Genomic DNA, 17,770 nt, shown 5'->3' with positions numbered 1-17,770 from the left:
AAGGACACGCAGGGATGGCTCATGTCGTCTACATCGCGCTCTGTCTCATGGTCGGTGCCTTCGCCATAGGGCAGCGCGGCGGCTTTTTCCTGTACTTCATCCTGTCGCTCGCGATGTCTCCCCTGGCCGGGCTGCTGATCCTGATCATCGCGACCTCGCGTCTCGACCAGGAGCGGCGGTCGGTCCTGACCGACCGGCCCCCGTCGGCGCCCCCACTGTCGCAGCAGACCTCCAGACCATGACCGACACCGCCGCCGCCCCGGAGACGTTCCGGGTCCGCTTCGCCCGCATCCCGCCGGTCCGCCGGCTGCGGGACTGGTATCTGCGCCACCGGCGCAACATCCTGCTCGGGGTGCTGATCGCCCTGTTCGTCGCCGTCTACCTCGCCCCGCTGATGGTGGTCAGCGTGCCGCCCGGCCATGCCGGGGTGCTCTACCGCCGCTTCGGCGGCGGCATCGACGTGCGCACGGTGCTTCAGGAAGGGGTGACGCTGATCTGGCCGTGGAACACGGTGACCGTCTACGACGTCCGTCTCCAGTACCGGCGGGAGGAGTACGAGGCCATCGCCCGCGACGGGCTGCACATCAGGATCGCCGTCAGCTTCCGCTACCGTCCCGATCCCGACGCCGTCGCCTACCTGCACAAGGCCGTCGGCCCCGACTACACCAACATCCTGCTGGTCCCGGAGGTCGGCTCCATCACCCGCCGCGAGGTGTCGCGGTATCTGGCGAGCGAGGTCTACGGCCCGCTGCGCAGCCAGATCCAGGACCAGATCTACCGCGGGGTGCTGGACCACACCGACGGCAACCTGATCGGCGGAGTCCGCTTCTCCCAGCGGACCGACCATTACGGCCTGTTCCTGGCGGTGCCCCCGGAGCAGGGCATCCCGCACGACGTTCCCAAGGGGCGGGGCGCGCCGCTCGGCTCCAACGGCGTGGCCGACACCTTCATCGAGCTGAACGACGTGCTGATCAGCGACGTGGTGCTGCCCGAGCGCGTCCGCGCCGCCATCGAGCGCAAGGAGGAGCAGGGACAGCTTGTCCAGGAATACGCCTTCCGCCTGGAACGCGAGCGCTTCGAGAGCCAGCGCAAGGCCATCGAGGCGGACGGCATCCGCCAGTTCCAGGACAAGGTGCAGGAGGGAATCTCCGACAATTACCTGAAATGGCGCGGGATCGAGGCCACCTTGAAGCTGGCCGCCTCGGCGAACGCCAAGACGGTGGTGATCGGCGGCCAGAACGGCCTGCCGCTGATCCTCAACACCGGCGAGGGCGCCGTGCCGGCGCGGCCGGGGCACCCGCCGGCGACCGTGCCGCCCGAGATCGACAGCAGCGGCCTCGACCTGCCGGACCAGGAGCCGGGGAACCGGGACCCGATGCCGCCGCCCGGCAGCGATCCTCACGCCGATCCGCGCACCGCCCCGCGCACCGATGTCCGGGCGGATACCAAGCTGGCCCTGCGCGGCGATCCGGCCCAAGCGGCCACAGCGGCGGCCACGGCGACGCCGCTCCGCACCGGCCCGGTCCAGCCGGTGCTCTCGCCCCTGATGGGGCTGGAGGGCACCGCCGGCCTGCTCGGCAGTCTGGGCGGCCTGCTCGGCGCCGTGCTGGGGCCGGGCGAGCGGACACCCGCCATCCGTCCCGATTCCGTCCGCCCGCTTTCCGTCCAGCCCCCGCCAACGCCGCCGATGGCGCCGCCCACCACCCGCCCGCCCCCCATGGGAGCGACCGATCCATGACCGGCGGCCTGCGGACAGGCCTCCCTTCCGTCCTGCTGGCGGCGCTGGCGGCCGGAGGGGCGTCGGCCGGCACCTTCGTCGAAGGGACGCCGCCGGAGGCGGGCCAGCCCCCGGCGGCGGCCGTCCGCGACCCCGACGCGCAGCGCGGGGAGGCGACCGGCCGCACCGAAGCCACCCAGCCCCTGGACGTTCCGGACGGCGCCGCGCCCCTGGGCCTGCTGGGCGGGGCGCTCGCCGTGGCTCCGAAGCTGTCGCTGCACTCGGTCTACACCACCAACGCCCTCAAGGATTCCAGCCGCATCGACGGCGTCCGGCTGGTGACCGCGCCGGCCCTCACCCTGCGCACCGGCAAGGATCTGTTCGGGGGCGCCGCCGGGGGGGAGGCGACCGGCTCGGCCCGTCTGACCCGCTATCTGGCCGGCGGCGTGCAGAGCCTGGGGGAGTATCTGGGCGGTGGCTCCGTGTTCGTCCGGCCCGCCGACGGCCTCACGGTCACCGGCGGGATCACCGTCACCCGCCAGCAGCTCAGCCAGGGCAGCCTCAACGCCATTTCCGGCGCCTCCAGCACCTTGCGGGAGGGAACCAAATACAGCCTCGGCGTCAGCCACGCGCCCGGTCCGCTGGAAACCAGCTTGCGGCTGTCCCGCGACGAGCGCCGCTACGCCGCCGTCAGCCGCGACGGGCAGACGATCGATCTGACCGGCCGCGACAACGACGAGACCATCGCCGTCGCCAAGCTGGCCTACAAGGCGTCGTCGTCGTTCCAGCCGCACCTGCTGGCCTCGGTCAACCGCAACGTCTATGTCCGGGACACCAGCCGCCAACTCTACGACCGGGATTCGCGCGGCTGGCAGATCGCCGCCGGCCTCCAGGCCAAGCCGCTGGCGGGGGTGAGCGTCAGCGGGCAGCTCGGGCTGCTGCGCCAGGATTACGACGACCCGCGCTTTTCCCCCGTGGTCGGGCCGGTGGGCAACGCCACCCTTCGCTGGGACATCGCCGCCGACTGGGCGGCGACCCTGGAGTGGAGCCGCATGGCGGCCGAATACGTCTATCCCGGCACGCCGGGCATCTTCGTGGCCGGCTATGGCGGACGGCTGTCCCACCAATGGTCGTCCGCCCTGCTGCTGGAGGCCCGGCTGGACTCCACCGTCCAGCGGGCCATCCAGCTTCCCGTCACCTACCGCGAACTCACCGCCGCCGCCGGCGGGGCCTGGACGCTCGCTCCCTGGGCCGTCCTGGAATTCGGATACATCTACGACATCCAGTACACCTCCACCGGAGAGGACGAGTACACCGCCCACAGCCTCGGCGCCGGCCTCACCGTCTCGTTCTGAGGCGCTGACCGGTGTCCTTCCCTTCATCCCTGACCGGGTTTTCCGCCAATGATCACGCGCGATGACATCAAGGATATCTACCCCCTGACCCCGTTCCAGGAGGGAATCCTCTATCATGACCTGATCGACCAGGATGCCGTGGCCGGCGAGCCGAGGGCCTACTTCCAGCAGCTGATCTTCCGCATCCGCGGCCCGCTCGACCTGACGGCCTTCGAGGAGGCGTGGCGGCATGTGATCGGCCGCCACGACATCCTGCGCACGGTGTTCCGCGCCAATGGGCGCGACCGGCCGTTGCAGATCGTGCTGAAGCGCGTCGACTTCGCGCTGGAGCGCCAGGACAGGGCCGGCCTGTCCCCGGCGGAGCGGGACGCCGCCCTGGCCGGCTACGCCGCCGGGCAGCGGCGCCGGCCCTTCGCGCTCGACCGCGCCCCGCTGACGCGGGTGGGCTGCCTGAGCTTCGGTCCCGGCCCCGACGGGCGGGCCGATCACGGGGTGGTGTGGGACTTCCACCACATCCTGGTGGACGGCTGGTGCCTGGGCCTGCTCCAGGACGAGCTGGCCGACGCCTATCAGGCCTTCGCCGCCGGCCGCCGGCCGGCCCCGCGTCCGGCGCTGCAATACGCCAGCTTCGTCCAGTGGGTGGAGGCCCGCCGGGGCGACGGGCGGCTGGCCTTCTGGTCGGACTATCTGGCCGGCTACGAGACGGCGCTCGACCTGCCGGGCCAGCGGCCGGTGCCGCTGCCCGGTCCGCGCGACCCGCGCACCCACCGGCTGCGCCTGGAGCCCGGCCTGCTGGCGCGGCTGGGCGAGCTGGGGCGCGAGCAGGGGGTGACCGCCAGCACCCTGGTGCAGACCCTGTGGGGGCTGGTGCTGGCCAAGCACAACAACACCCGCGACGTGGTGTTCGGCAGCGTCGCCTCCACCCGGCCGCCGGAACTGGCGGGCAGCGAGGCGATGGTCGGCCCCTGCATCGGCATGCTGCCGCTGCGCGTCGGCTTCGAGGCGGGCGAGAGCTTCCGCGGCCTGCTCCGCCGCACGCGCGGCCGGATGCTGGACTGGCTGGACAACGTTCATTGCCCGCTGGCCGAGATCCAGGCGCGCAGCGGGCTGCGCAACGGCCTGTTCAGCCATTACTTCGTCTTCGAGAACTACCCGCTGGAGGAGCGCTTCAAGGGCGAGGCCCAGGAGCTGGCCCCCGGCGTCACCGTCGGCGACGTGTCGGTGTTCATGGCCAGCCATTATGACTTCCTGATCCGCGCCCTGCCGCCGGACGCGGATGGCATGCTGGTCGAGTTCGAATACAACGCCCGCATCGTCGATCCGGCCGCCATCGAGGCGATCGCCGGCCGGCTGGGGCTGCTGGCCGAGCGCGCCGCCGGACGGCCGGACGAGCCCATCGACGCGCTGTCGCTGCTGGACGACGCCGAGCGCGCGCTCATCCTCGACCGCTGGAGCCGTGGCGCCGATCCCGTCCGTCTCGCCGCGACGGTGCCGGAGCGGCGCGCCGCGGTGGTGGCGGCCGGCGGCGACCGGCCGGCGGTGCGCGGCCGGCGGGGCGTCCTGTCCCATCGCCAGCTCCAGGAACGGGCCGAGGCGCTGGCCCGCCACCTGCACCACCAGCACGGCGTCGGCGTCGGCAGCGCCGTCGCGATCCACGCCGAGCCGGGCGAGCCGATGCTGCGGGGCATGCTGGCCTGCCTGCTGCTGGGCGCCGCCTTCGTCCCGCTGGATCCGGCCCTGCCGGCGCCCCGCGTCCGCCACATGCTGGCCGACAGCTACGCCGCGGTGATCCTGGCGGCGTCCCCGGCGGCGGTGGAGGCGGTCGCCGGGGCGCTGCCGGTGGTGGTTGTTTCCGAGGGGGATGCCGGGGAGACTGGCGGCGGGGACGGTGCCGGCACCCTGTCCGGCGCGCCGCTGCCGGCGGTGCCGGCGGACGCCCCGGCCTACATCATCTACACCTCCGGCACGACCGGGCTGCCGAAGGGGGTGCGGGTCGGGCAGGCGTCGCTGCTCAACTACGCCGGCTGGCTGAGCCGCGACCTCGGCATCGGTCCGGGAAGCGCCACCGCCCTGGTGACCTCGGCGGCCTTCGATCTCGGCTACACCGGCCTGTTCGGGGCGCTGCTGCTGGGCAGCTGCCTGACGCTGCTGGACGAGGACGAGCGGCGCGATCCGGACCGGGTGATGGAGGCGGTGGTCGGGGACCGGCTGAGCTTCCTCAAGGCGACGCCCTCCTACCTGAACATGCTGCTGGCCTCGCCGGCCGGCCGGCGCTTCGCCGAGGCCGAGGCGCTGGAGTTGGTGCTGCTGGGAGGCGAGCCGCAGAATTTCGACGACCTGGGGCGGCTCCGGGCCTTGCGGCCGGGCTTGCGGATCCTCAACCATTACGGCCCGACCGAGGCCACCATCGGCTGCGTTGCCGGCCCGCTCGACGATCTGGCGGGGGGCTCCGGCGCTCCCCAGCGCATCGGCCGCCCGGTGGCTGGCGCCCGAATCCTGCTGTGCGACCACACTCTCGCCCCGGTCCCGCCGGGGGTGCCCGGTGAACTGGTGGTCGGCGGCCTGCCGCTGGCCCAGGGTTACATGAACCCGACCCCCGCCGACGCCGCCCGCTTCACCACGTTGCCCGCGCTCGGCGGCGCCCCGGTCTACCGCACCGGCGACTTCGCCCTGTGGCAGGCCGACGGCACCATCGTCTTCCTCGGCCGCCGCGACGATCAGATCAAGGTGCGCGGCCATCGCGTCTCGCTGAGCGGGGTCGAGGCGGCCCTGCGCGAGACGCCGGGCGTGAAGGACGCGGTGGTGCTGGCCGAACGCGCCGCCTCCCCGGACCAGGGGACGGAGCTGACCGCCTACCTGATCCTCCAGGACGGCGCGGGCGCGGCCAAACCGACGGCGGCGGGCCTGCGCGCCGATCTGGCCGGACGCCTGCCCGAACCGATGATCCCCGGCCGCTTCGTCACGGTCAGCCGCTTCCCGATGACCGCCAACGGCAAGATCGACCGCGCCGCCCTGGCCGGGCAGCGGCGGACGGACCGGCCGGCGGGCCCGGCGGACGCCGAGGCCGGGACCGCCTCTGCCACCGCCACCGAGGAGACCTTGCAGGGCATCTGGCAGGAGATTCTGTTCGTCGAGCGGGTCGGGCTGGACGAGGATTTCTTCGCCCTGGGCGGCCACAGCATCAAGGCGATCCTGATGATTGCCAAGGTCCGCACCGCCCTGAAGAAGAGCTTCACCATCCGCGACCTGTTCGAGAACCCGACCATCCGCCGGCTGGCCGCGCGCCTGGACGCCATTGGCGGCGGGGCGGCCTCCCCGGCGGTTTCGCAGGCGGCGGCCCGGCCGTCGCCGTTGCTGGCGCTCCGCCCGGCCCCGGCGGGCGCTCCGGCGGCGCTGTTCCTGCCGCAGGCGCTGGGCACCGCCACCCTGTACAAGGAACTGGCGGCGGCGTTGTCGGCGGAGGTGGCCTGCTGGGGGGTGCAATGCCCTGGCTTCGATCGCGACGAGCCCTTCGCCCCGTCCCTCGACGCGCTGGCCGGTGGCTTCGCCGCCCAGGCCGCAACGCTGGAGGGGACGGAGCCGTTGCGGCTGGTCGGCTGGTCTTTCGGCGCCCATCTGGCGGTGGAGACGGCCCGTCACCTGGAAAAGGCGGGACGGGCGGTGCGGCTGGTGCTGATCGACGCCGGGCCGCGCCCGGATGATGCGGGGGAGCCGGCCTTCACCGGCTTCGCCGAACTGCGCACCCGGCCCTATTGGGGGCGCGTGCTGTCGATCCTGATGGACGGCCTGCCGGCGCAGGAGGTGGCGCGGCTGGAGCGGCTGGTGCGTCACAACATCGCCCTGCTGGCGAAGCATGATCCCGCCGCCGACCCGATTGCCGCCGACATCCTGGCCATCGAGGCGATGGACAACCCCCGGCCGGCCGGGATGCATGGCTTCGCCGATCTGACCCGCGGGCGGGTGACGGTGCACCGGCTGCCGGGGGACCATTACTCCCTGTTCCACCCGCCGCATGTCGCCCGTGTCCTGGAGGTGCTGGACACCGCCCTGTCGGCCCGGCGCGTTCCGGCCTGAGCCTGAGGGGGCTCCCCCGGATGTGTTCCGGGGGAGCCGGCGTCAGATCAGGGCGCTGTGGGGATCGCTCATCGCCACCACCACGCGCCGCGGCCCGGTGAAGGGGTTGCGCCCGTGGGAATAGCGCATGTTGTCGATCAGCAGCATGTCGCCGGCCTGCCAGGGAAAGGCCAGGGTCTCGGCGGCGAAGGCCTCCCGCACCGCCTCCAGATCCGCCGCCGCGATGGGGCTGCCGTCGCCGTGGAAGGCGTTGCGGGGCAGATCGTCCTCGCCGAACATGGCGATCATGGCCTCCTGCAACTCGGCCGGCAGGCTGGAGATGTGGAACAGGTTGGCCTGGTTGAACCACAGCTCCTTGCCGCTGCCGGGATGGATGGCGGTGCCCTGGCAGACATGGGAGGTGCGCAGGCGGTCGCCGCCCAGCCACGCGAAGTCCATGCCGTTGGCCCGGCAATAGGCCTCCACCTCGCCCGGAACGTCGGTCTGGAACACCGTCTGCCAGGGCAGGTCGACGCCGTGGCCGTAGTTGCGCACATACAGGACGCCGCGCTCGCGGAAGCGTGCCATGCGCTCGGTCCCGATGCGGGCCGTCACCCGCTCCATGTCGGCCAGCGGCGTCTCGCCGCCGGTCGTGGCGGGCACCACGCACTGGAAGGCCAGCAGCATCGGCCAGTCGCGGTGATAGGCCATCTCGCAATGCTGGGGAATGGTGTGGTTGGCCGGGTATTCGGTCGTGGTGTAGACCTTGCCGTCGACACGGGTGCGCGGCGTCGACTGGTTGACGTAGGTCAGCAGGTCTTGTGAGAAGAGCGAGAGGAAATCCTCCAGCCCGGCCACCGGCCGCGCCTCGAAGCCGCGCAGCAGCACCGCCCCGCGGTCGGCCAGCAGCGCCCGGATCGCGTCGCGGCGGTCGTCGGCCCAGGCGATCAGGCCGGTGCCGTCCGCCGGCGGCGTGACGACGGCGATGGACGATCCCGCAAACAGATCACTGACGGTCAACCCGCTGCTCATGGCCCGCTCCCATTGGTTGTCGATGGGCGAGTGTTTTTCGGATACTCGGTAATCGTCAAGATTTGTTGCAGTGTATGCGACAATAAATCATTGAATTCTGGCCGGGTAAGTCTTACGAATACGTATGAAATCATGAAAAATATAAGTATTGATGGCCGCCGTGACGGCGGGTTCCGATCCCGGCCGGTTGCCGCACCCGGCCCGACGGCCCATCCGCTTGAAGAGTGTTCCGGGCGCGACCATGGTTGAAGGGGGGAGGCGGCGGAGGAACGGATCGGGCATGGCCGGGACGCGTGGAATTGGACGGGACGAGAGCGCGGCGATCCTCGCGGAGGCCCGCCGCATCGTCCTGGACCGCGACCGGCGTGCGCTGGCGCCGCCGGCCTCGCTGGCGGGCCTCGCGGAGGTCCTGGCCGACCGCTTCGACGAGACCTACACGGCCGAGCGCGTGATCGACCTGCTCGATCCGGCGCATTGGCGTTCGCTGCGCAGGCGTCTCGCCGGGGAGGGCGCCGCCGGGGAGGGCGCCGAGGTCTGGCTGCCGGCTGATGTCGCCGCCCGGCTGAGGGAGATCGCCGACGAGCCCGCCGACGCGATCCGCATCCTGCTGGAAGGCCTGCCGGGCCTGCCGGAGCCGGGCAGCGAGGAGCATTGCCGCGGCCGGCTCTGCGCCCCCCGGATTCGTCTTTCGGATCCCGGCCGCTGGGCGTGCGCGGCCTGCGGGCTGGAGGGGGACGCCCAGCGGCCGTTCAACCCGGTCATCCGGGAGCGGCTGGCTGGCGAGCAGGACCGCATCGGCGAGCTGCACGCGCTCGCCTCCGGGATTTACGAAACCTGGGGCGCGGGGGAGCGCTTCACCCTGGCGGAATGCGCGGCGCGCCGCCTGCCCGGCGTCCGGGCCGACCGCGACCGGCTCAAGGGCCTGCTCGCCGATCTGGTGCAGGCCGGGCTGGTCGAGGAGGCGCCCGGCCCGCGCGGCGGCGCCGGCTGCCGGGTTCTCGACGAGCCGCCCGACTGGATCGCCGACGCCCTCGCCGAGCGCCGCGAGCAGCGCGCGGCGGAGGCCCGCTTGCGGGACGACCGGGCCACGGCGATCCGGCGCGCGCTGGAGGAGGGGCTGACCCACACCACGCCCGCCGGCGAGGTCGTCGAGGTCGACCAGAGCGAGCGGGGGCTGGAACTCCAGTTCCCGGCGATCCCGTCCTGGGAACTCCGGGAGGAGATGAAGCGGCAGGGGCACTGCCGCTGGGACGGCCGCCGACGCCGCTGGTGCCGGGCGTCGCCGGTCGCCACCGTCGAGCCCTGGCTGGCGGCGGCGCTCGACGCCGGGGCGACGGTCGCTCCCCTGGGAACGGCGGACCCCGACGCGGAGGATTGGGCGCAGCCGGACTGGCCCGACTGACGCGCCGGCCGGGGAGGATCAGCGCTCCGGCTTCGCCGCCACCTCGGCAGCCGCATCCGCCGGGGCCTGCGGCAGCCGCGCGCGGCTCGCCGCCAGCATCGCGCCGTCCAGTTCGCCACGCTTCCCGGCGTCCAGGGCGCAAGCCATGGCCCGGTAGAACTGGCGGCCGTCGAAGGCCACCAGCAGGTAATCGACGCCGGCGTTCAACGCCTCGGCGACCGCCCGGCACAGCCCGTACTGGTAGACCGGCGTCATCACCAGATCGTCGGTGACGATCGGGCCGTCGAAGCCCCATTCCCGCCGGATCACCCCGTCGATCAGCCGCCGCGAATGGGAGGCCGGCCGGTCGGGATCGACGGCGGCGACGATGGCGTGCCCGACCATCAGCAGGGCCTGCGGGTCGTCCGCCAGCAGCTGGCGGAAGGGGCGCCAGTCCGTCGCCTCCAGCTCCGCGCGGGACTCGCGGATGGTGGTGCGGAAATGGTGGGTGTCCTGCCCGGCGCGGCCCAGGCCGGGGAAATGCTTCACCGTCGGCCGGACGCCGGCCTCCGACAGCCCGGCGGCGTAGGCGGCGGCGATCTCGGCCACCACCTCCGGGTCGCCGTCGATCGCCCGCTGCGTGATCCGGCTGTTGAAGTCCAGCGGATTGCGCGGACGGTCGTGGCGCAGGTCGAGCACCGGCGCGAAGTTGACGGTCACGCCGACCGACGACAGGTCCCGCCCGTGGCCGGCCCCCAGGGCGTGGGCGGCGGCGCGGCGCTCGCCGGGCGGCAGGCCGGCCAACGTGGACAGGGCCGGTTGGTGCGGCAGCCAGGGCGACAGCTGCGACACGATTCCACCCTCCTGGTCGGCCGTCACCGTCAGGGGCGGCAGTCCGGCGCGCCGCCGGATGTCCTGCAAATAGCGGATCTCCGCGCCCAGCGCCTCGGCGGTGCGGCCGGCCAGATTGCGGCGGGTGACGAAGAGGCCGCCGATCAGCCCGCGCGCGGCCAGCCCCTCGACCTCCTCGACCCGCCGGTAGCCGACGATGAAGTGGCGCCCCAGATCGAGGGCCAGCGGCCCGCTCGCCGCCAGCACCGACGCCTTGCGCGTCTGGAACACGGCCTCCGCGCCGAGGGCGGACAGCGGCACCGCCCCCCACAGCAGGGCGAGCAGGAGGCGGTGGCGGAGCCCACGCTGCGCCCGGCCGCGAAGCTGGACCAGCAGGCCGCACAGCCCGGCCGCCACGATCGTCGGCAGCGACCAGCCGCGCACCGGCACCATGTAGGGGTCGTGGATGTTGGCCCCGGCGAAGGCCAGCGTCAGGCCGGCCAGCCACCACATCATCATGGCTTTCACGGCCGCTCTCCCCGCCAGTCCACGCGCTGGGTGACCGCCATGATGACCGACAGCGTCAGGAACAGCGCGACCGACCCCGCCAGCAGCGCGTAGCTTTCCAGGCTGAGCAGCACGTAGAGAAAGCCGAACAGGCCGGACAGGACCACGGCGAAGATCAGGGTGGACAGCAGCCGGCGGGTGACGGCGGCGGTGTAGGCCGTCGCCTGGCTCAGGACGAGGGCGGTGCTGATCCAGTAGCCGGCGGCGTAGCCCAGCGGCTCGGCGAAGGACACCAGCAGAAGGGCGAACAGCGTCATCGACAGCCCGAGCAGGCCGTACTGGACGACGTGGATGCGCACCGCCGACAGAAGCTCGAACAGCGCGTAGACGGTGAAGGACAGGACGATGAAGAGCAGCGCGTATTTCGACGCGCGGTTGATCATGCGGTAGGTGGGGACCGCCTCCAGCAGGGTCACGCCGATCGAGGGAAGGCAGTTGGGGTCCGGCGTCTCCGAGAGCCGGACGGTGGACCAGAGCTGCGGCCTTGAGAAATCCAGCATGTGCCAGCGCGCCTCGAACCCGTCGTCGGTCACGCTCGGTTCGGCGGGCAGCACGCTGCCGGTGAAGCTTGGCGTCGGCCAGGGGGCCTTGATGACCGCCGTGGTCTGCCGGCTGTACACGCTCTGCTGGAAGGCTTCGGTTCCGCGCAGCGTCACCGTCGCCTGGAACGGGATCTCGGCGTTCGCGGCGGCGGCCGCCGCCGTCAGCGCCGGGCGGGCGACGAGCGGCGCGTCGCTGCAATCGCCGGCGTGGGGAACCAGCTCGTAGCAGGCCCGCCAGGGGAGCGTCCGGCCGTCCCAGACGATGCGGTCCCCGGCCGTCATGCCCGTCAGCCCCGACGCTTGCAGCAGGACGACCGCGTCCTCCCAGAAGATCGCGCCGCCGGGGCCGGTGATGGTCTCCAGATCGGCGGCGGACGGGATCGCCAGCGTGCCGGTCATGTCCAGGGTCGTGGTGTAGACGATGGCGGAGAACAGGCCGCGCTTCTTCCGTTCGGGGGCCAGCACGGCTTGCGTGGACAGCTCGCGGGGGGCGATCTTCAAGTAGCCGCTGGTCTTGCCGTGGGCCGCCGTGTAGGGCACCGCCAGGATCGGCGCGTGCACCGTCTGGGCCGGGCTCCAGCTCCGCATGATCTCGGCCCGCATCTCGGCCTGCCGTTCCTCGCGCTCGTGGATGATTCCCGCGATCGGCACGCTTGCCAGCAGGGTCGCGAGCAGCAGCCCGGCGACTTGCAGGACCTTCGCCGACCGGCGGCGTCGGTGCGAAGGGAGCGGAGCGGCGGGCGCCATCGGCGGATCGGGCGGCGCGGTCGTCATGAAGGACTCTCCGGGAGACGGTTGGAGGGGACAGGCCCGCACTGTGCCGCCGTGCCGTGCCGTGGCGATGACGCGGCCTTGCAGGGACGGAGGAAACTCCGTGCAGAACTTGTGCAGGGGATCGGGTAGAGTTGCGCCGCCATGCCCAAGACGCCCAAGATCCTGCTGATCGACGACGATCCCCACATCCGCGACATCGTCCGCTTCGCCCTGATGCGCGAGGGCTTCGCCGTGGTCGAGGCGGAGGACGGCGCGCGCGGGCTGGCGCTGGCCGTCGGCGAGGCGCCCGACCTGATCCTGCTGGACATCGCCATGCCGGAGATGGACGGCACCGAGGTCTGCCGCCGGCTGCGCCGCGACAGCCGGGTCCCGATCATCTTCCTGTCCTCGCGCGACGACGAGATCGACCGCATCCTCGGTCTGGAGCTGGGCGGCGACGACTACGTCACCAAGCCCTTCTCCCCGCGCGAGCTGACGGCGCGGGTCAAGGCGGTGCTGCGCCGCGTGGCGCCGGCTGAACCGGCGGTTTCCGAGCCGGTCCTCCGCCACAACCGCCTGCGGCTGGAGCCGGAGGGCGTGCGCGCCTTCTGGGACGGGGCGGAGGTGACGCTGACCGCGACCGAGTTCGGCCTGCTGCGCACGCTGGCCGAGCGTCCGGGCAAGGTGTTCAGCCGCGACGCTCTGATGGACGGCGCCTACGCGACCGAGCGCTATGTGGCCGACCGCACCGTCGACAGCCACATCCGCCGGGTCCGCGCCAAGTTCCAGGCGGTGGGCGGCGCGCCGGTCGAGACCGTGCACGGGCTGGGCTACAAGCTGTCGGACTGCCGATGAGGCGGCCGTCCGGGCGGCGCCTGTCGATCGGAACGGTGCTGCTGGTTATGACGCTGGCGGCGCTGGTGCTGCCGCTGAGCGGGCTGTGGATCCTGCGCCTCTACGAGAGCGCCCTCATCCGCCAGACGGAATCGGAGCTGATCGCCCAGGCCGGCGTCATCGCCGCCTTCTACCGCGACGGCTGGCGCCGGGCCGGCGGGCAGCCGGAGGGGCTCGGCTCGGCGCTCGACCCGTCCTGGACGCACGCGCCGGGCTTCGAGGCGCCCTGGACGCCCCGCTTCGCCGGGCTCGATCTGGCCGAGGATCCGGTGCTGCCGGCCGCCCCGGATCCGGTTCCGGCGCCCTCCGCGCCCGACCCCGCCGCCGTCGCCGCCGGGGCGTCGCTCGGGCCGATCCTGCGCGAGGCGCAGCGCGTCACCCTGGCCGGGATGCGGGTCACCGACCGCCGGGGCGTGGTGGTCGCCAGCACCGGCGAGGAGCTGGGGCTGTCGCTGGACAGCCAGGACGAGGTCCGCCGCGCCCTGGCTGGCGAACCGGCCAGCGTCCTGCGCGAGCGCTCGGGCACCCGCGTCGGGCTCGACGGCGTGGCGGTGCCCGACCGCAGCCGGTCGCTGCGGGTCTTCACCGCCCAGCCGGTGCTCGATTCCGGCCGCGTCGTCGGCGTCGTGCTGCTGTCGCGCACGCCGCGCAGCCTTTCCGACACCCTGTACGGCAAGCGCTGGCACCTTGCCGGGATGACGCTGCTGCTGCTGGCGTCGGTGGGGTTGCTGGCGCGGCTGGGCACCGTCGCCATCGCCCGGCCGCTGCGGACCGTCACCGCGCTCGCCAAGCGCACGGCGGACGGCGAGCGCGGCGTGATGGTTCCGCTGCCGCGTCCCGTGGTGCGCGAGGTGGCCGAGCTGTCCGACGCGCTGGCCCGGATGGCGGCGACGCTGGAGGAGCGGGCCGACTACATCCGCGACTTCGCCGCCCACGTCTCGCACGAGTTCAAGACCCCCCTCACCACCATCCGGGGCACCGTCGAGCTGCTGCGCGACCATCTCGACAGCATGCCCGCCGCCGAGCGGGACCGCTTCCTCGCCAACATGGATTCCGAGGCCGAGCGGCTGTCCCGGCTGGTCCGCCGCCTGCTCGAACTCGCCCGCGCCGACGTGATGACGGTGGCGGAGGATGCGGCGACCGACGCGGTGCCGGTGGCCGCCCGTCTGGCCGGACGCCACGGCGCCGAGGCGTCGCTTCCGGAGTCGCTGCCGGTCGCCATGGGGCTGGAGGCCCTGGAGAGCGTCCTGGCGAACCTGATCGACAACGCGCGGCGCCACGCCGGTCCGGACGCGCGGGTCGCCGTCACGCTGCGCTCCGAGGCGCGGCCCGAGGGGGAGCGGGCGGTCCTGCTGATATCCGACGACGGGCCGGGCGTCTCGCCGGCCAACGCCGACCGCGTCTTCAACCCCTTCTTCACCACGGCACGCGGCCATGGCGGCACCGGGCTCGGCCTCACCATCACGCGCGGGCTCGTCGAGGCGCATGGCGGAACCATCGCGCTGCTGCCGTCCGAACGCGGCGCCCTGTTCGAGGTCGTGCTGCGCCGCGCCGATCCGGTTCGATCGCCTCCGGTGTGATTTCGCGGCCACCGGGCGAGGGTTCCGTGGTTTGGGGCGGACACACCCTGTGTTGCGGAGCGTGGGAATGCGCTACAACGCCGAAAATGCATTCGACACGCAATAATTTCCAACGACCGGGGATCGAAACACGCCGATGACCACGCCGGACCTTTTCCTCCGTGGCCGCCTGGGCTGGCTGGGCGGGCTGCTTCTCGGCTCGACCGCCCTGGTCGCGGCAACCGCCGCCACCGCGCAGACCGCCGCGCACCCCATGGTCGCGGGCTTCGAGGACGCCGAGTACCGCGCCGACTGGGGCTTGGCGGCGATGAACGCCTCGACCGCCTACGCGCGGGGCTTCACCGGCAAGGGTGTGCTGGTCGGCGTGGTCGACACCGGGATCGAGGTCACCCATCGTGAATTCGTGGGGAAGCTCGATCCGCGTTGGGCCAACTTCATGCTCAGCGACCTCAACGGCGATCCCGGCGACCCCAAGGATGTGGATGGGCACGGCACCCATGTCGCCGGCACCGTCGGCGCGCGGCGCGACGGCGCCGGCATGATGGGCGTCGCCTTCGATTCGCGCATCCTGGCGCTGCGCGGCATCCCGGCGTCCCCGCCGCTGGAGGAAACGGCGCTTCCCGGAACGCCGTCGGCGACCACGGCGGCCGCCATCGACCGTGCGGTGGCGCTCGGGGTGAGGATCATCAACGCCAGCTACGGCCCGTCCTTCGGCGATTCGCGGGAGGGGGCCCCCCTGCTGTCCACCACCCCGTTCGGACCGGACGACGTGACGGAGTACCAAGCGCTGTTGCGGGCGGTCCGGCAGGGGGTGATCCCGGTCTTCGCCGCCGGCAACGAGTTCGAGGGCCAGCCGATCGTCGCCCGCAACCCGACCAGCGCCGGCCTGCTGCCCTATGTCAGCCCGGCGACCAGGGGGGACGGCGTCTACCAGTTCCTCAACGCGGACGAGACGCCCAGCGCGGCGACCCATGATTTCAGCGCGCTGAAGGGAAGGCTGGTGGTGGTGGTCGCCACCGACCGCAACAACGTCATCGCCGATTTCAGCAACCGCTGCGGCGTCACCGCCGACTGGTGCGTGGCCGCCCCGGGGGTGGACATCAACTCGACGGTGCCGAACGGGGGGTACGACCGGCTCGACGGCACCTCGATGGCCGCGCCCCATGTGGCGGGCGCCTTCGCCGTGCTGGCCGAGGCCTTTCCCGACCTCGCCGCGACCGAGCTGATCAAGACCCTGCTGACCACCACCACCGACCTCGGCGAGCCGGGCACCGACGCGATCTACGGCCGTGGCCTCGTCGATCTCGGCAAGGCGTCGGGCGGCCCCGGCGCGATCGCGGCGGACGGCTTCCACGCCACGGTGGCGACCCGCGACGTCACCTTCTCCAACGACATCGGCGGGACCGGCGCGTTGCTGAAGGACGGCGGCGCCCGCCTGACCATGACCGGCCGCAACAGCTACGCCGGCGGCACCCGCGTCGCCGCCGGCACGCTGACGCTGAACGGGTCGCTGGCCAGCGCGGTGCGGGTCGATTCCGGCGCGCGGCTGTCCGGCACCGGGACCATCGGCGCCGGTCTCGTCAACGACGGCACCGTGGCGCCGGGCAATTCCATCGGGACGCTGACGGTGCAGGGCGACTATGTCCAGCAGGCCGGCGGCCGGCTGGCGCTGGAGGTGGACGGGACGCGCGGCGACGCGCTCGCCGTGGGGGGCGACGCCGTGCTCGACGGCGGCATCGACGTCACCATCGCGGACGGTGCGAAGATCAAGGATCTCGACCTGCGCGTCGTCAGCGCCGCCGGAACCCTGTCCGGCCAGCTCCAGGTCGGCGGCGTGACGCCCTTCCTGCGGGGCAACGCCCTGTCCGGCGCCCACGACGTCACGCTGACGCTGCGCCGCGACTTCGCGCTGCCCGCCGCCACGGCCAACCAACGGGCCGTCGCCGGCCACCTGAACGCCTCCTACCTCACCAGCGCGCAGGGCGATCTCGACGCGGTTTTCGGGGCGCTCGACGGGCTGGCCGGCGCGGAAGAGGGGCGGGGGGCGCTCGACAGCCTCTCGGGCCACGAGCTGGCCTCGCTTGCCGTCGCCGGCCGGCACGCCCAGACGCTGTTCATGCAGCGGATCGGCGACCGGCTGGCCCAGCGCCGCGTCGGCCTGACCGATCCCGCCAGCCCGTCGCTCTGGCTGTCGGGCATCGGCGGCCTGTCGAACACCCGGTCCGACGGCAACGGTCCAGCCCTGCGCAGCCGTGCCGCCGGCTTCGCGCTGGGTGGCGATCACGCCATCACGCCGGATCTCGTCGGCGGCTTTGCGGGCGGCTACACGCGCGGACGGCTGACCTCCGGGGAGGCGCGCGGCGACACCACGGCGTGGCACGCGGCGGTCTACGGCACGGCGGTGCTGGGAGCGGCCTTCGTCGACGGGTTGGTCGGCTACAGCCGGGGCGAAACCGACGTCAGGCGGCGGATCGCCATCGGGTCGCTCGACCGCACCGCCACGGCGTCGCCGACCTCCGACGGAATGGGCGCCGCGGTCGAGGCCGGCACGGCGCTGACGTTCGGCGCCGTCACCCTGACGCCCTCGGCCCGGCTCGACTGGCAGCGCGTCGCGGTGGACTCCTTCACCGAGCGGGGGGCGGGTTCCGCCGGCCTGTCGGTGTCGCCGCAGGCCTACGACCTGCTGGCGCCGTCGATCGGGCTGTCGGCGCGCACCAGCGTGGCGGCCGGCGACTCGTTGCGGGTGTCGCCGCAGGCCCATGTCCGCTGGCAGCACAATCTGGGCGACGCGGCGCCCGGTATGAGCGCCGGGCTGGTCGGGGCGCCGGGCGCCGCCTTCGCGGCGGACGGCAGCCGGCCGGGACGCGACGTCGGGCTGTTCGGCGTCGGCCTCGACATCGCGGGGGAGCAGGCCCTGCGCGTCAATGTGGGCTACGATCTGTCGGTGTCCCGCCACCAGACCGGTCACAGCCTGACCGCCGGCTTGAAATACGCGTGGTGACAGGCGTGCGCCGCCGGTTCATGGCGGGGCCGGCCGCTTGATCCCCACGCGGCGGAGGCCGACG

Annotated in this window: 11 protein-coding genes; 8 read left to right on the top strand and 3 right to left on the bottom strand. The window is 72.9% G+C overall.

Translation table 11 applies throughout. From position 1 onward, the window contains the following. The first annotated feature begins 14 nt into the window (after positions 1 to 14). From JN22_RS13300 to JN22_RS13285, 4 genes are read left to right on the top strand one after another with little or no spacing between them, the layout of a single operon-like run. Positions 15 to 242, top strand: coding sequence for a hypothetical protein (locus tag JN22_RS13300; protein WP_085554362.1), 228 nt, complete (start codon positions 15 to 17; stop codon positions 240 to 242). Then, entirely contained in the window at positions 239 to 1,738 is a 1,500-nt protein-coding gene (locus JN22_RS13295) for a prohibitin family protein (RefSeq protein ID WP_085554361.1), read from the top strand. The genes JN22_RS13300 and JN22_RS13295 overlap by 4 nt, the downstream gene beginning before the upstream one ends. Further along, positions 1,735 to 3,072 (top strand): outer membrane beta-barrel protein, encoded by a 1,338-nt coding sequence (locus JN22_RS13290; protein ID WP_143268283.1) that lies wholly within the window; start codon positions 1,735 to 1,737, stop codon positions 3,070 to 3,072. Before JN22_RS13295 ends, JN22_RS13290 begins: the two co-directional genes overlap by 4 nt. A 48-nt stretch (positions 3,073 to 3,120) precedes the next feature. Beyond that, the gene (locus tag JN22_RS13285; protein ID WP_085554359.1) at positions 3,121 to 7,146 is read left to right on the top strand and encodes a non-ribosomal peptide synthetase; all 4,026 of its coding nucleotides are present in this window, start codon (positions 3,121 to 3,123) and stop codon (positions 7,144 to 7,146) included. Between the two features lie 42 nt (positions 7,147 to 7,188). On the opposite strand, the gene JN22_RS13280 is transcribed toward JN22_RS13285, so the two are convergent. Further along, complete coding sequence (locus JN22_RS13280) at positions 7,189 to 8,157, bottom strand: TauD/TfdA family dioxygenase (RefSeq protein WP_085554358.1); 969 nt, start codon at positions 8,155 to 8,157, stop codon at positions 7,189 to 7,191. Positions 8,158 to 8,437: 280 nt separating this feature from the next. On the opposite strand from JN22_RS13280, the gene JN22_RS13275 reads away from it, so the two are divergent. Next, entirely contained in the window at positions 8,438 to 9,559 is a 1,122-nt protein-coding gene (locus tag JN22_RS13275; protein WP_085554357.1) for a hypothetical protein, read from the top strand. Positions 9,560 to 9,577: 18 nt separating this feature from the next. On the opposite strand, the gene JN22_RS13270 is transcribed toward JN22_RS13275, so the two are convergent. Both JN22_RS13270 and creD read right to left on the bottom strand, forming a co-directional pair. Further along, positions 9,578 to 10,888, bottom strand: coding sequence for a glycoside hydrolase family 3 N-terminal domain-containing protein (locus tag JN22_RS13270; RefSeq protein WP_085554356.1), 1,311 nt, complete (start codon positions 10,886 to 10,888; stop codon positions 9,578 to 9,580). 5 nt (positions 10,889 to 10,893) lie between these two features. Then, on the bottom strand, positions 10,894 to 12,252 hold the full coding sequence (gene creD / locus JN22_RS13265) for a cell envelope integrity protein CreD (RefSeq protein ID WP_085554355.1): 1,359 nt from the start codon (positions 12,250 to 12,252) through the stop codon (positions 10,894 to 10,896). A gap of 141 nt (positions 12,253 to 12,393) precedes the next feature. On the opposite strand from creD, the gene JN22_RS13260 reads away from it, so the two are divergent. From JN22_RS13260 to JN22_RS35220, 3 genes are all read left to right on the top strand, one after another. Then, on the top strand, positions 12,394 to 13,086 hold the full coding sequence (locus JN22_RS13260) for a response regulator transcription factor (RefSeq protein ID WP_085554354.1): 693 nt from the start codon (positions 12,394 to 12,396) through the stop codon (positions 13,084 to 13,086). Next, positions 13,083 to 14,705, top strand: coding sequence for a sensor histidine kinase (locus tag JN22_RS13255; RefSeq protein WP_085554353.1), 1,623 nt, complete (start codon positions 13,083 to 13,085; stop codon positions 14,703 to 14,705). Before JN22_RS13260 ends, JN22_RS13255 begins: the two co-directional genes overlap by 4 nt. A gap of 136 nt (positions 14,706 to 14,841) precedes the next feature. Further along, positions 14,842 to 17,706, top strand: coding sequence for an autotransporter domain-containing protein (locus tag JN22_RS35220; protein WP_085554352.1), 2,865 nt, complete (start codon positions 14,842 to 14,844; stop codon positions 17,704 to 17,706). Positions 17,707 to 17,770: the final 64 nt, after the last annotated feature.

The sequence above is a fragment of the Azospirillum agricola genome (assembly GCF_020005195.1).
GTDB classification, from domain to species: domain Bacteria; phylum Pseudomonadota; class Alphaproteobacteria; order Azospirillales; family Azospirillaceae; genus Azospirillum; species Azospirillum agricola.
Note: the sequence above shows the minus strand (reverse complement) of the source record. Positions and strands in the feature narration are given on the sequence as shown.

Coding starts and splice junctions, on each gene's coding strand:
- JN22_RS13260 (WP_085554354.1), top strand. CDS start 12,394: ATGCCCAAGACGCCCAAGATCCTGCTGATCGACGACGATCCCCACATC.
- JN22_RS35220 (WP_085554352.1), top strand. CDS start 14,842: ATGACCACGCCGGACCTTTTCCTCCGTGGCCGCCTGGGCTGGCTGGGC.
- JN22_RS13285 (WP_085554359.1), top strand. CDS start 3,121: ATGATCACGCGCGATGACATCAAGGATATCTACCCCCTGACCCCGTTC.
- creD (WP_085554355.1), bottom strand. CDS start 12,252: ATGACGACCGCGCCGCCCGATCCGCCGATGGCGCCCGCCGCTCCGCTC.
- JN22_RS13280 (WP_085554358.1), bottom strand. CDS start 8,157: ATGAGCAGCGGGTTGACCGTCAGTGATCTGTTTGCGGGATCGTCCATC.
- JN22_RS13275 (WP_085554357.1), top strand. CDS start 8,438: ATGGCCGGGACGCGTGGAATTGGACGGGACGAGAGCGCGGCGATCCTC.
- JN22_RS13255 (WP_085554353.1), top strand. CDS start 13,083: ATGAGGCGGCCGTCCGGGCGGCGCCTGTCGATCGGAACGGTGCTGCTG.
- JN22_RS13290 (WP_143268283.1), top strand. CDS start 1,735: ATGACCGGCGGCCTGCGGACAGGCCTCCCTTCCGTCCTGCTGGCGGCG.
- JN22_RS13270 (WP_085554356.1), bottom strand. CDS start 10,888: ATGATGATGTGGTGGCTGGCCGGCCTGACGCTGGCCTTCGCCGGGGCC.
- JN22_RS13300 (WP_085554362.1), top strand. CDS start 15: ATGGCTCATGTCGTCTACATCGCGCTCTGTCTCATGGTCGGTGCCTTC.
- JN22_RS13295 (WP_085554361.1), top strand. CDS start 239: ATGACCGACACCGCCGCCGCCCCGGAGACGTTCCGGGTCCGCTTCGCC.